Annotated in this window: 12 protein-coding genes and 1 riboswitch; of the genes, 5 read left to right on the top strand and 7 right to left on the bottom strand. The window is 61.3% G+C overall.

Going from position 1 to position 12,912, the window contains the following annotated elements; translation table 11 throughout:
• Positions 1–52 precede the first annotated feature (52 nt).
• The 5 genes from VJZ71_20990 (at position 53) to bamE (ending at position 4,882) form a co-directional block, all read left to right on the top strand.
• Positions 53–283, top strand: coding sequence for a hypothetical protein (locus VJZ71_20990; protein ID HKQ50561.1), 231 nt, complete (start codon positions 53–55; stop codon positions 281–283).
• Positions 273–620, top strand: a complete 348-nt coding sequence (locus tag VJZ71_20985) for a type II toxin-antitoxin system PemK/MazF family toxin (protein ID HKQ50560.1) — start codon at positions 273–275, stop codon at positions 618–620. The genes VJZ71_20990 and VJZ71_20985 overlap by 11 nt, the downstream gene beginning before the upstream one ends.
• Before the next feature lie 33 nt (positions 621–653).
• A complete protein-coding gene (locus VJZ71_20980) occupies positions 654–2,075 on the top strand; it encodes a class II fumarate hydratase (GenBank protein HKQ50559.1) in 1,422 nt (473 codons plus the stop codon).
• Between the two features lie 107 nt (positions 2,076–2,182).
• Positions 2,183–2,349, top strand: a riboswitch (cyclic di-AMP (ydaO/yuaA leader).
• 176 nt (positions 2,350–2,525) lie between these two features.
• Entirely contained in the window at positions 2,526–4,475 is a 1,950-nt protein-coding gene (locus VJZ71_20975) for an SPFH domain-containing protein (GenBank protein ID HKQ50558.1), read from the top strand.
• Positions 4,472–4,882, top strand: coding sequence for an outer membrane protein assembly factor BamE (gene bamE / locus VJZ71_20970; protein ID HKQ50557.1), 411 nt, complete (start codon positions 4,472–4,474; stop codon positions 4,880–4,882). The genes VJZ71_20975 and bamE overlap by 4 nt, the downstream gene beginning before the upstream one ends.
• Here bamE and mnmG read toward each other — a convergent pair whose 3' ends face one another.
• The 7 genes from mnmG to VJZ71_20935 form a co-directional block, all read right to left on the bottom strand.
• Positions 4,883–6,748, bottom strand: a complete 1,866-nt coding sequence (mnmG, locus tag VJZ71_20965) for a tRNA uridine-5-carboxymethylaminomethyl(34) synthesis enzyme MnmG (GenBank protein ID HKQ50556.1) — start codon at positions 6,746–6,748, stop codon at positions 4,883–4,885.
• A 59-nt stretch (positions 6,749–6,807) separates the two neighbouring features.
• The gene (locus VJZ71_20960; protein ID HKQ50555.1) at positions 6,808–8,124 is read right to left on the bottom strand and encodes an NHL repeat-containing protein; all 1,317 of its coding nucleotides are present in this window, start codon (positions 8,122–8,124) and stop codon (positions 6,808–6,810) included.
• A gap of 48 nt (positions 8,125–8,172) precedes the next feature.
• Positions 8,173–9,567, bottom strand: coding sequence for an NHL repeat-containing protein (locus tag VJZ71_20955; GenBank protein HKQ50554.1), 1,395 nt, complete (start codon positions 9,565–9,567; stop codon positions 8,173–8,175).
• 125 nt (positions 9,568–9,692) lie between these two features.
• Positions 9,693–10,040, bottom strand: a complete 348-nt coding sequence (locus tag VJZ71_20950) for a DMT family protein (protein HKQ50553.1) — start codon at positions 10,038–10,040, stop codon at positions 9,693–9,695.
• Between the two features lie 120 nt (positions 10,041–10,160).
• Positions 10,161–11,135, bottom strand: coding sequence for a metallophosphoesterase (locus VJZ71_20945; protein HKQ50552.1), 975 nt, complete (start codon positions 11,133–11,135; stop codon positions 10,161–10,163).
• A gap of 351 nt (positions 11,136–11,486) precedes the next feature.
• Positions 11,487–12,509, bottom strand: a complete 1,023-nt coding sequence (locus VJZ71_20940; GenBank protein ID HKQ50551.1) for a reverse transcriptase family protein — start codon at positions 12,507–12,509, stop codon at positions 11,487–11,489.
• Positions 12,509–12,889 (bottom strand): helix-turn-helix transcriptional regulator, encoded by a 381-nt coding sequence (locus tag VJZ71_20935; protein ID HKQ50550.1) that lies wholly within the window; start codon positions 12,887–12,889, stop codon positions 12,509–12,511. The genes VJZ71_20940 and VJZ71_20935 overlap by 1 nt, the downstream gene beginning before the upstream one ends.
• Positions 12,890–12,912 lie beyond the last annotated feature (23 nt).

Below are 12,912 nucleotides of genomic sequence, written 5' to 3'. Positions count from 1 at the left end.
ATAGAGAGAAGGTCACGAGGACGATTCGGCGTCCCTCAAGAGGATTCACGAGATGGATCGACTAGTTCCTGGAGTCTATCGCAACGGCAAGGTCGAGTTGCTGGAGCCGGCCCCCACCACGGCGGAAACGCCCGTGGTCGTGAGCTTCCCGGAGAATGGCAAATCGGCGGAGTTGGCGTCCCGTGGATTGACACCGGAACAGGCCGCCGATCTGCGCCGGCGGCTTGGTGCCTTCGTCGACGATTGGGACCGGGGGGACATGGACGTCTACGATGCCTTATAGCCGCGGCGAAGTCGTCTTGGTCTTGTTTCCTGACTCCAATCTCCGCACAGTCAAGCGCCGACCTGCCCTGATCGTTCAATCCGATCAACTGCATACGGGACTTCCCCAAACAATCGTCGCAATGATCACCAGCAACCTGCACCGCGCCGGCCCTCCGAGTAGAATTGTGGTTCAAATGGGATCGCCAATCGGGCGGCAGGCCGGATTGCTTACCGACTCGGTCATCGTTGCCGACAATCTTGCGACCGTGCTCAACAGTGAAATCGACCGCGCAATTGGACGAATAGACGATATGAAGGTCATTGACGGGGCCCTCCGCGCGACACTTGGCTTGTGACGGCAAAGCGAGACAACGCATATGGGACTTAACATGCCACAAGAGACTCGCATCGAAAAAGACTCCATGGGACCGATGACCGTGCCCGCGCATGCCCTCTGGGGCGCCTCCACGCAGCGGGCAGTCGAGAACTTCCCCATCTCCGGCTACCGCCTCGGCCGCCGCTTCATCAAGGCGATGGGGCTGATCAAACTCTGCGCCGCCGAGGTCAACGCCAGGCTCGGCGCCGTCCCGAAGGATAAGACCGACCTGATCGCCAGGGCGGCGGCGGAAGTCATCGACGGCAAGCTCGACGAGCACTTCGTCGTCGACGTCTTCCAGACCGGCTCGGGCACCTCCACAAACATGAACGCCAACGAAGTGATCGCCAACCGCGCGGCCCAGATCGCCGGCGGTCAGATCGGCTCAAAGGAATTGATCCATCCCAACGACCACGTCAATCAGTCGCAAAGCTCCAACGATGTGATCCCCACGGCGATGCACGTCTCGGCGGCGATGGCCCTCAAGGAAGAATTGATCCCCGCGCTCGAACACTTGGCGGGTAAGCTCGAAGAAAAGACCAGGGCCTTCGACAAGATCGTCAAGATCGGCCGAACGCACTTGCAGGACGCGACGCCGATCCGCCTCGGTCAGGAGTTCTCCGGCTACGCGGCGCAGATGCGCCAGTCAGCACAGCGCGCCAAAAAGGCGATCGCCGCCCTCCGCGAACTCGCCATCGGCGGCACGGCCGTCGGCACCGGCATCAACACGCACAAAGACTTCGGCCGCGAGGTCGCTGCCCTGCTCTCCAGGAAGACCGGAATCGAGTTCGTCGAGGCCGCCAACCACTTCGAGGCCCAGCATGCCAAGGATGGCTTCGTCGAGGCCTCGGGCTTCCTCCGCACGATCGCCGTCAGCCTCATCAAGGTCGCCAACGACATTCGCCACCTCGGCTCCGGACCGCGCTGCGGCATCGGCGAGGTCAGGCTCCCCGCTACCCAGCCCGGCAGCTCCATCATGCCGGGCAAGGTGAATCCTGTCATGTGCGAGATGGTCATGCAGTCGGCCGCGCACGCTATCGGCGCGGACGCGACGATCAATCAGGCCGCCGTCCTGCTCGGCAACTTCGACCTCCACGTCGGCATGCCCGTCATGATCCACCACTTCCTCGAAGCGACGCGGATCCTCTCCAACGCCGCGCGGGTCTTCGCCGACCGCTGCGTCGCGGGCATCGAGGCCGACGTCGAACGGGCCGAGGCCCTCGTGGAGCAAAGCCTGGCGATGTGTACGTCGCTTGCCCCGGTCATCGGCTACGATAAGGCGGCGGCCCTGGCGAAGAAGGCGTACGAGACGGGCAAGACCGTGCGGCAGATCGCGCTGGATGAAAAGGTGCTCCCCGCCGGCGACCTCGACAAACTCCTCAACCCGCGGGCGATGACCGAGCCCGGCGCGTCGGCCGGTCCCGCCAGTGCCTGACAACACGCAAAAACTGTGCAAGAGAACAGTCGCCGTCCTAACCCTCGACTGAACAGCCTTATAGCAACGGATTCTCTTTATAATTGCCGCCGTTCGTTCCTGTGGTATATTTGAATCTGCCGAGTGTTGCCCGGTTGATGGGCAGCAGCGGGGGAACCAAACGCGCCGTCGCTTTGTTGCGATGTCGCAGGGGCGAATTCACCGGATTCGGTGGACGCGGATTCAGCGCTCGCGAGCCCGTCAGCTAACCCCGTAGGCGTACGCTGGAGCCGTCAATGTCTCCTCCTTAACAGCAAACAATCTGCACAGCCGGAATATTTTCTGTGCAAGAGAGCGGCATTCCGTAAGAAGACCGCGCTCGATCCCATCGCCGGATCGCGCGACTTGCCATAGAGTAACCGAATAACGGGAGGTCAAAACATGTTTACATCAATTGCATCAGTATCGTTGATGGGCTACGTCATCGCCGCCGCGATCGCGGCATTTGTCATCCTGATCCTGGCCGGCATTCGCTACATCCCCAATAAGCGTGTCGGCATCGTCGAGAAGCGCTGGAGCCGCAAGGGCTCCGTGCCCCACGGCTTGATCGCCCTCCACGGCGAGGCGGGCTTTCAGCCGGACGTCCTGCGCGGCGGTCTGCACGTTCTGACGCCCCTGCAATTCAAGGTCCACAGCATTCCGCTCGTAACAATTCCGCAGGGAAAGGTCGGCTACGTCTTCGCCCGCGACGGCACCGCATTGCAGCCGATGCAGGCCCTGGCCTCAAACATGGAGGCGAGCACTTTCGAGGACGTGCGTCATTTCCTGACGAACGGCGGCCAACGCGGACCCCAGCGCAAGATCCTCCGCGAAGGAACCTACGCCATTAACCTCGCCCAATTCGTCGTCATCACCGAGGAACAGGTCTATTACCTCCCCTTGGAGGACGACGACGATATCAAATTCAAACGAATGGCGGAGCTGATCGACGAGCGTGACGGCTTTGAACCCCTGGTCATCAAGGGCTCCGACGACCTCTTGGGCATCGTGACGATTCACGACGGCCCCGGATTGGCCGACGGAGAGATCATCGCTCCGATCGTCGGAGGCGACCCGGCGAACAAAGACCTCTTCCACAATAGCTTTCAGGACCCCGAACGGTTTCTTCGGGCGGGCGGCCGCCGCGGCCGGCAACTTCAGGTGCTGGTCGAAGGTACCTACTACCTCAACCGCCTCTTCGCGACGATCGAGATGATTCCCAAGACGGTCGTCGAGGTCGGGCAGGTCGGCGTCGTCGTGTCCTACACCGGCGAGATCGGCGCGGACCTCTCTGGTACTGAGTACAAGCACGGCGAACTGGTCAAACAGGGCCAGCGCGGCGTATGGAACGTCGCCCTCCTGCCCGGCAAGTACGCCTTCAACACCTGTGCCGGCAAGATCATCATGGTCCCGACGACGAATTTCATCCTGAAATGGATTCGCAACGAAAGCGGGATGCACAAGTACGATGAAAACCTTACCGAAGTGTCGCTCATCACCAAGGACGCATTCGAGCCGACGCTGCCGCTGTCTGTCGTCGTGCACATCGACTATCGCAAGGCGCCGCTCGTCATTCAGCGCTTCGGGGACGTCAAGCGCCTCGTCGAGCAGACCCTCGACCCGATGGTCTCCGCCTATTTCAAGAACACGGCCCAGACGCGGACGATCATCCAGCTCATCCAGGACCGCGCGATGATCCAAAAACTCGCCGGCGAGGAAATGGCCGAGAAATTTGCCCATTACAATCTCGAACTGGAAGAAGTCTTGATCGGAACGCCCGGTTCCTCCGAAGGCGACAACAAGATCGAGAACATTCTTACGCAGCTTCGCACGCGGCAGATCGCCGAAGAGCAAATCGAGACGTATGCCCGCCAGGAAAAAGCTGCGGTCAAGGAGCGCGAACTGCGCGAGGCCGAGGCCCGTGCCAAGCAGCAGCAGAACCTGACCGAAAGCGAGGTCTCCATCACCGTGCAGAGCAACCAGGGTAAGGCCGACTACCAGCGGTCGCTGCAACAGGCGGCCCAGATTCGCGCCCTGGCTGAGGCGGAGGCCGAGAAGGCTGCCCGCATCGGCATCGCCACGGCGATCGCCATCGAGGAACAGGTCCGCGCGTACGGCGGCCCGCAGTTCCAGTTGACCAAGGAAGTAATGTCCCGTTTCGCCGAGGCCGTGCAACAGTCGAAGATCGACCTCGTGCCGAAGATCATGATGGGCGGCCAAAACGGCGGCGGGACCGGCAATGCGTTGGAAGCGCTGCTCGGAATGATGCTGTCCGAACGGTTGAGCAACGGGGATGGTATCTTGAAGGAACAGAAGGCCAACCCCGAAGCGCTGCGAATCCGCGAAGAGATTCGTGGCGCTCTGGTAGAGCGAAAGTCATGAGAACTGACGTACAACCCCTGACGCGATGCGGCTCCTGCGGCCTGGAGAGTGCGGCGGCGGCAAGATTTTGTGCCCGATGCGGGCAATCGTTGCCGCCGAGTGGCGGGCCGAACGCGGCCGACGAGGTGCTCCTTTGTTCCGCCACGCGGCTGACGCCGCTCCTGGCGCAATGGCGCAAATTGACGACGCGAATGACGCGCAAGGACGTTCGGCACACGCTCGGCGAGCCGCTCCGCCTGCAACGGACGGAGAATTCCGAACAGTGGGCGTATGTCTATGAAACCGTTTCCGACAAAGGCCAGGCCGTCGAAGGCATGGTGAAGTTCGATCCGTCAGACGGTCGAGTGCTGTCGTGGACGGAACCGGATTGGGAAGTGTTGAATCGGGCAGGAAACGGCGAATCGTGATTATTCGTGCGCTCGCCGCCGGCCTTCCAAATATAGCAGTACCACCGCGATATCCGCCGGGCTGATGCCGCTGATCCGCTGCGCCTGACCGATCGAGCGTGGGGCCACGCGGGTCAGCTTCTCGCGCGCCTCGTGGCGAAGCTGAGCAATCGACGAGTAATCAAAATCCTCGGGGATGCGCCGAGATTCCGCGCGGCGGTGTTTCTCCACCTCCCGCTCCTGCCGGCGAATGTAGCCGCCGTATTTGGCCTCGATTCGCATGGCCGTCAGTGATTCGTCCAGCAACGCCTCTCCGTAAACGGCCATTTCCGCCGGAAGCGCGCCGCGCCACTGACTCCAGTCGATCGTCGATTCGCCTTCCAGGTCCGTCCGCGCAAGCCACTCGGCCATCGACTGCCCATTGTGCCGCTGCGTGCGCGACCACTCGCCGAGCCGGCGGATCGCCTCCTGCTTTTGCGTAAACCGCCGCCACCGGGCGTCATCGACCAGACCGACGTCCCGGCCGATCGGCGTGAGTCGTGCGTCGGCGTTGTCGCTCCGCAACAGCAGCCGATACTCCGCCCGTGACGTAAACATCCGATAGGGCTCGATCGTTCCCTTTGTCACCAGATCGTCGATCATGACGGCGATGTAGCTCTGGTCGCGCCCCAGCACGACTGGATCGCGCCCCAGCACGCTGCACGCGGCGTTAATCCCCGCGATGACCCCCTGCCCTGCCGCCTCCTCATAACCGCTGGTGCCGTTGATCTGCCCGGCGAGGTACAGACCACCGATCCGCTTCGTATCCAGCGTCGGCTGCGTCTGGTGCGGCGGAACGTAGTCGTACTCCACGGCGTAGCCCCACTGCAATACTCGGGCCTTCTCCAGACCGGGGATGGCATGCAGCATGGGCTCCTGCACGTCCGGCGGCAGCGACGTGCTGATCCCGTTGCAGTAAATTCGTTCGCTGTCGTAGCCCTCCGGCTCCAGAAAAATCTGGTGCTTGTCCTTGTCCGCGAAACGCACGACCTTGTCCTCGATGCTCGGACAATAGCGCGGGCCTGTCGATGTAATCTGCCCGCTGTACATCGGCGCGCGGTGCAGATTCGCCCGGATCAATTCGTGCGATGCGGGATTCGTCCAGGTGATCCAGCAGTTTATCTGTCGCTGCGGGATTCGCTCGTTCATGAACGAAAACGGCGCGGGCACCTCATCCGCCGCCTGAATCTCCAGCCGGTCATAATCAATGGAATCTTTGTGTAACCGCGGAGGCGTGCCGGTCTTGAGGCGACCAAGCTCCAGCCCGAGCGACGCCAATGTCGCGCTCAATCCGACGGCGCTGCCCTCGCCGATCCGCCCTCCCTCAGTCTTCGCCTCGCCGCAATGCATGAGCGCGCGGAGAAAGGTGCCGGTTGTGACAATAACGCAGGAGCAGGGGACTATTCGGCCGTCCTTAAGGCGCACCGACTCGACTTCGGAGTGGTGGGCATGGCCCACCCTACGAGTTTCGATCGTCTCAACGACGCCCTCCGTGATCGTCAGATTCGGCGACTCTTCCAGCAGATCCCGCACTGCCGCCGCATAAAGATCGCGATCGCACTGTGCCCGCGGCGCCCAGACCGCCGGCCCCTTGCGGCGATTGAGCATCCGAAACTGAATCCCCGCCCGGTCTGTTGCCAAACCCATCAGCCCGCCGAGCGCGTCGATCTCGCGGACCATCTGCCCCTTGCCGATCCCGCCGATCGCCGGATTGCAGCTCATCCGCCCGATCGCCGCGCGGTCCATCGTGACCATCAGCGTCGGCACGCCCATCCGCGCCGCCGCCCAGGCCGCCTCCGCCCCGGCGTGGCCACCGCCGACAACGATGATTTCAAACCTTCGGTTCATTTCGTGATTCTGTTGCGCCCGCTTTTGCTCCCGGCGCGCCCCGTCGCCAGACTCACTCCTCAACTCCGCCGCCGAATCCTTCGAGCGACGATGAGCCCCACCACGGCCAACGGCATCAGCGGCGTCAATCCCGCGCCGCAGGCGCCGCAGGCGGGCGGCAGGCCGCCGCCGCCGGTGGCGTCGTAGCGGAGGACGCGGTTGTTCAGCCGGTCGGCCGCATACAAATTGCCCTCGTCATCCAACACAACGCCCGTCGGGCCGTTCACCGTATCGGCCATCGTGTCGCCGCCTTTGTTCGCCACGCCGGTGGTAAAGATGATCTGACCGAAGACGCGATCCGCCTCCGTGTCGCCCGCGACCGGGTCTTCATATTCCAGGATGCGATGATTGCCGGTGTCGGCGATGTACAGCCGGTCGGTCACGGGGTCGATCGCCGCGGCGATGGGACCGAAGAGGCTGGTCGCGCTCAGACTGCCGAAGTTGGGGAGTTCGGTGATGAAATTGGGCTGGCCGAAGACCTTGACGGCCTCCTCGTTGTTGACGAACGGCGGCGTGAAGAGCAGCACGCGGTTATTCCCCTGATCGCAGACGTACAGATTGCCCGCCGCGTCGACGGCCACGCCGACAGGGGTGTTGAAAGTTGTCTCCCCGGGGTCTCCCAGGCCGGCGTTTACGTCGTTGTTCGTGAAGTTCACCTGGCCAAGAACCGTGTCAGCGACCGTGTCATCCGCGGCCGGGGTGTTGAAGATGAGGACGCGATGGTTGGCGCCGTCGGCGAGGTACAGGTTGCCGATCGCATCGACGGCTACACCGTCCGCGCTGCCGATGCTCTCATCGCTGGGCCCGTTGAAGTTCTGCAGCGCCGTGCCGAAGTCGGGCTGGCCGAAGACCTGCACCGCGTCTTCGGCGGAGAGGATCGGCGGGTCGTAGCGAAGGATGCGGAAGTTGCCGGTATCGGCGACATAAAGCCGACCAGCCGCATCGAGGGCGAGTGTCTTGGGCGAGTTCAAGGTGTCGGCCAGTGGACCGGCCATGCCCTTGTTGGCCAGATTAGTAAAGAAGCCCTCCTGGCCGAGGACGATGTCGGCGGCCTCGCGATTGACGAATGACGCCGGGTCCGGCCAGGACAGGACGCGATGGTTCTCCCGGTCGGCGACCCAGAGGCGACCGTCGGACGGTGAAATGGCGACGCCGTACGGCTCATTGAGACTGAATTGCAGGGAGAGACCGCCTTGGTTGGGGACATTGTCGTCCAGGCGGAACTGGCCGAGGACGGCGTCGGCGATGGTATCGCCGGGGGCGGCGAAGGATGGCGTTGCGGCGACTGATGCACTGAGCAGCGCGAACGCAATGACACGAATGTCGTTGAACGGCATGTGTTGATCCTCTGATACGGCGACAAGGAGCCAACCTCGGCTGCAAACTTAGTCCGCGCCCGATCGTTTGCGTCGTACGCGCCGCCAGGCGGCCAGTCCCACCAGTGTCATCGGCATCATCGCCGCCATGCCCGGGCCCAGTTGACCGCAGGCGCCACACGCGTCAGCCGCAGGCGGCGGCGGCGGGGGCGGCGGCGGAGGTTCTGCCGGCGGCGGCGCGTCGTAGCGCAGTATTCTGTGATTGAGTCGATCGCCGGCATAGAGACGACCGGCGGCGTCGAAGGCCACGCCACCCACGTCGTTGAGCGTATCGGCTGAGGCCTGACCGGCCGGCGCGCCTTTGTTGGCGGTGCCGGTCGTGAAGTCACCGCCCTGGCCGAAGACGCGATCGGCGGTGCTGTCGTTTTTGGGATCGGCAAATTCGAGGATACGACTGTTCCCCGCGTCGGCGACGAAAAGATTTCCCGTGATCGGATCGATCGCGACGCCGACGGGCCCGCTCATACTGGTGGCGGTGAGTCCGCCCTGATTAGCACCGTTCGTGGAGAAGTTGGGCTGGCCGTAGACGCGCGTGGCGGACATGTCGGTGGCCAGCGGGGCCAGATAAAGGAGCACGCGATTGTTCTGGTTGTCCGCCACATACATGTTACCTTCAGCGTCGAAACAACTCGTCTCCGGGCGTTGAAGCGTCTTCTCCCCGGGATTGCCGCCTCTGTTGGCCATGCCGGACGTGAAGTTCGCCTGTCCGAAGACCGCGTCGGCGGTCGTGTCCTCGGTGGGCAGTGCGGGCTGATTGAAACCGAGGACGCGACTATTGAACAAGTCGGTGATGAACAGGTTGTCCTCGCCATCGACGGCGACGCCCTCAGCGTTGCCGAGATTGTCGGCGGTCGGGACGATTCCTTGATTCTTGGTGACAAAGCTGCCGGCCTGACCGAAGACCTGATCGGCGTCCATTTTGCTGACGATGGGAGGATCAAATCGCAGGACGCGATGGTTGCCGAAGTCCGCGACGTAGAGGCGGCCCGCCGAATCTACCGCGACGCTTCGCGGCTCGCAGAGGGTATTTCGGGCTGGGGGATCCAGGACGTTGGCGCTGCGATTGCAGAGGTTCAGAACGAAGTTCACCTGGCCGATTACGAGGTCGGCGTTTTTGCCGTTCGTGAACGACTCAGGAGTCTGCCAGCTCAGGACGCGATTATTGAGCGCATCGGCGACAAAAAGACGGCCGGTCACGGGATCAATGGCGACACCGCGGGGTTCGTTCAGCGTCACGTTGCTCGCCGCGGCGCCTCCCCGGTTAGCCAGTTTGCCGGCGAAATCCGCCTGGCCGACGACGGCGTCGGCTGTCGTATCGATGGGGGCGGCCGAAGCGGTGGGCGCAAAGGTGGCGAGAACGGTCGACAGGGTCATGCTGAGAGCGAACGAGCGCCGGATTTTCATGGCACGGGTCCTTAGATAAGCGAGGTGTCTGGTCGAACACGGGCGGGGGCAGGCCGCACACGGCGACGAGCCCCACGGCAGGTAATTATGCGATACGGCCGGAAAAAGGCAAATTGGGGTGATCTTTAGCTGGGTTTCGACGGGTAAAGCGGCAAAAAGGCGAAGGCGACGGCGGCGACGAGCAGGACGAAGGCGACCCAATGGTTCCAGCGCGGGGTTTCGTGAAGGTAGAAGAAGCAGAAGCCGCTGAAGACGAGCAGGGTAATGACCTCCTGCATGATCTTCAGCTCGGTCGCGGTCCAGCGGCCATGGCCCCAGCGATTGGCGGGGACTTGGAGGCAATATTCAAAGAAGGCGATTCCCCAGCTGATAAGCACGACCTTCCAGAGGGCGGAGGATTTGTACTTGAGGTGACCGTACCAGGCGATGGTCATGAAGAGGTTGGAGGCGGTGAGGAGGAGGATGGTGCGCATAGTTGGGTATGGAGGACGTCCGCCCTTGGCTGTTGATTCTCTCTGCTACTTGATCGCACAAATTGGGGTGCGGGCTTGAAAAGGTAAGCGTTCAATGAAGATGTTGTGTGAGGGCAACGCCTACGAGTAGCTCCTCCACCGTAGCTCCTTCTCCACGCCGTTCTCAAGTTCCTTTCCGGTAATGCCATGAAAGGTCAGCCAGGCACGGTCGGGCTCCACGTTGGCGGCCATCCAGCCCAATGAGGTGAGCGGTCGCAGGCGGAAGCCGATGGCGGGGAGGTTGACGAAATGCAGGCCGTCGGTCTGCCACGTGCGGAAGATATGCGTGTGACCGAAGAGGACGAGCTTGACCTGTCGGCGCGGCAGAACGAGGCGCTCGAACTCGTCGTAGTCGGTCAGGCCCACGGGCGAGAGGTCGGGGTTGTGGTGGAGGCAGAGGATCGTCGGCGTGTGCGGGTCGTCGTTGAGGCAGTTTTCGAGCCACGCGCGCTGGGCCGGGCCGAGGCTGCCGCGGACGGAGTGCGTCTCGTCGAGCGAGTCGAGGAAGAGCCAGCGATGATCGTTGATGCGCTGTGACGAGACGGCTTTTTCGCTGACCGCGACGTCGTGGGCGACGGGTAGCGATTGCACGAAGCGTCCGCGATGGTCGTGATTGCCGAGCGTCAGGTGGGTCGGGATGGCTCGCAGGGGCGAGACCAATTCGAGGAACGCGGCGTAGTCCTCGGTGCGACCGTGCATGTAGCCGATGTCGCCGTTGACGAGGAGCTGGTCGGGGGCGAGCGGGCCGACTTCGTCGACGACGCGGCGGAGGTTGTCGGCCATACAGGACAGGCCGAACTTGCGATCGAGCTTGCGGCTGATGTGCGGGTCGGCGAGCAGGGCCCATGTCTCGCCTCGGCGCTCGGGTTTCTTGGCGAGCGGTTCGGGAGCCATTGGCGGCACGCTCGGCAGCGCGGCCTGGCTGCAACCGGCCAGGCAGGCGGCGATGAAGGAGCGGCGGGAGAGTTTGGCGAGGTCGATGGGGCGATCAGCGGTATCGAGGGGACTGGTTGGCTGTGATTCGGTCGTGTTCTGGCCATTGAGATGAACGGGCATGGCTGACCCCGATTGTCTCTATCAGAACTGGCGACGTGTTCGCCTAGTCGTCAAACGGACCGGCGGGATCGCGCTCACGTCTGCAACGGCGATCTTCATCGCCTCCGATTCGATCGGCGCAGACTTTTTTCAAGGGAAGGTGCGAGCTTGATAGGACGGAAGAGCTGCTTGGGAAAGAGATAGTCTTCGCCGGATTCGTCCGTGACCCGAACCATTCCGATTCTCGCACCAGAAGGATCGGATAAAGATTGATAGACCTTCGCGCGTTCAAGGGATGCCGGGTAGCCCTTGTTGGAGATGCAGATAACCCATCCAGCCCGGTTCTTCAACCTCCTTTTCATTGATAGCGGCCTAATCGACATCACAAGTGCATTTCTTCGTGTCGCATCCAATCCGGTTGAACTTGCTCGGCCACAGTACGCGTTGCCAGAGTCGCGTCAAACATTGAGCGCGTGCGGTGATCTTTCCTGCTCGTCCAGTTCCGATCCATGTATAATGATATATTCGTCCGGAGACCTTAGTCCTGAATCGAGGACATACATGCTTTCCTAAGCCATCCGGGCCTTCCTTGATACAACGATCAAGCAAGTCTCGCAGTTCGTGGAACTCTTCTGTAGGCACGTCGACGCGGCCCTGGCGAACTTCGAGTCCCGGCAACTGCCAGATTTCGGAACGACTGACTGATGATCGTTTGCCGGATCGACTCTTGAAACCAGATTGACGCACGATGTTTAGAAACGTTTTGCCATAATGTTTCACATGCGGCGGACCAGAAATGCAAATATTATCACCGTAAATAGTGATCTTTGCATCGATTTGCCTACAAAGTTCCCCGATCCGACGAGATGCATCGAGCAAAGCTACTACAGCCACTATGGGGCTCGTAGGCGCTCCCTGTGGCACATGACCTTTGATGGTTGTTAGTCGGGTCAGTAATCTAGCAACGTCAGGAGAGCATCCGAGTTCGCGGAACGCCCCATAGACTTGGGAGTAATGGATATTGTAGTAGTAATTGGTCAGGTCGATTTGTTCGAGTTGCTTCGCTCGAAGATGTGGAGACGCATTTGTTTTTACGTGTGTTCCCTCATAGCAGCCATGAAAAATATCTGGGAGTACGAGCTTTTGAAATAATCTGTTAAGCCGGCCTTGAATGTTCTTCAACTCGCCAAGCGGTTCTTCTATCAGCCTAGAGCCCTTCCCGGATCTTTTAGGTTCTCGCCACGAATGGTAGGGATAGTCCTTCTTACAGTTTTCGGCCGCAGAAACCAATTTGTTCGTTTCTATTCTTGTGGCCGCCCCGAGCGAAACAATGGTCTTAAACCCAAGGCTCTGTAGCTTTTCCCTTATGGGTCGCTCAAGGACTATCGCGCTCATCAGGCCTCCTTAGAACGTGTTGCGGTATCTTCAAGGATTCCGATCAAGAGGTTTCTTAGATCGGCGCCGATTTGATCATCTTCCTTTCCCTTACCAATGGCAGGCCCTTGCATTCCCGGTAATACCAACAAGTCGATGGAAACGCCAAGTACCTTGGCGAGAGCTAGAAGTAAAAGAATGCCCGGCTCACGTTTCCCCATTTCAACATTGCAAATGTGGTTTTGGCTCGCACCTACCTTGCGCGCAAGGTCGCCTTGGGTCCACCCTCGAATCGCTCGAACGGCCTTAATCGTCCTTCCGATTCGCTTGAGTGACTCTTTATCATCTAGCCCCGTACGGGACCTACCATTCCGGGTTGCGATGCGTGTTTCTTTTTTCATCGATAGCCTCCGCATTCGAATGA

The sequence above is a fragment of the Phycisphaerae bacterium genome, from assembly GCA_035275405.1.
GTDB lineage: Bacteria > Planctomycetota > Phycisphaerae > UBA1845 > UTPLA1 > DATEMU01.
Note: the sequence above shows the minus strand (reverse complement) of the source record. Positions and strands in the feature narration are given on the sequence as shown.

Coding starts and splice junctions, on each gene's coding strand:
- VJZ71_20990 (HKQ50561.1), top strand. CDS start 53: ATGGATCGACTAGTTCCTGGAGTCTATCGCAACGGCAAGGTCGAGTTG.
- VJZ71_20985 (HKQ50560.1), top strand. CDS start 273: ATGCCTTATAGCCGCGGCGAAGTCGTCTTGGTCTTGTTTCCTGACTCC.
- VJZ71_20980 (HKQ50559.1), top strand. CDS start 654: ATGCCACAAGAGACTCGCATCGAAAAAGACTCCATGGGACCGATGACC.
- VJZ71_20975 (HKQ50558.1), top strand. CDS start 2,526: ATGGGCTACGTCATCGCCGCCGCGATCGCGGCATTTGTCATCCTGATC.
- bamE (HKQ50557.1), top strand. CDS start 4,472: ATGAGAACTGACGTACAACCCCTGACGCGATGCGGCTCCTGCGGCCTG.
- mnmG (HKQ50556.1), bottom strand. CDS start 6,748: ATGAACCGAAGGTTTGAAATCATCGTTGTCGGCGGTGGCCACGCCGGG.
- VJZ71_20960 (HKQ50555.1), bottom strand. CDS start 8,124: ATGCCGTTCAACGACATTCGTGTCATTGCGTTCGCGCTGCTCAGTGCA.
- VJZ71_20955 (HKQ50554.1), bottom strand. CDS start 9,567: ATGAAAATCCGGCGCTCGTTCGCTCTCAGCATGACCCTGTCGACCGTT.
- VJZ71_20950 (HKQ50553.1), bottom strand. CDS start 10,040: ATGCGCACCATCCTCCTCCTCACCGCCTCCAACCTCTTCATGACCATC.
- VJZ71_20945 (HKQ50552.1), bottom strand. CDS start 11,135: ATGCCCGTTCATCTCAATGGCCAGAACACGACCGAATCACAGCCAACC.
- VJZ71_20940 (HKQ50551.1), bottom strand. CDS start 12,509: ATGAGCGCGATAGTCCTTGAGCGACCCATAAGGGAAAAGCTACAGAGC.
- VJZ71_20935 (HKQ50550.1), bottom strand. CDS start 12,889: ATGAAAAAAGAAACACGCATCGCAACCCGGAATGGTAGGTCCCGTACG.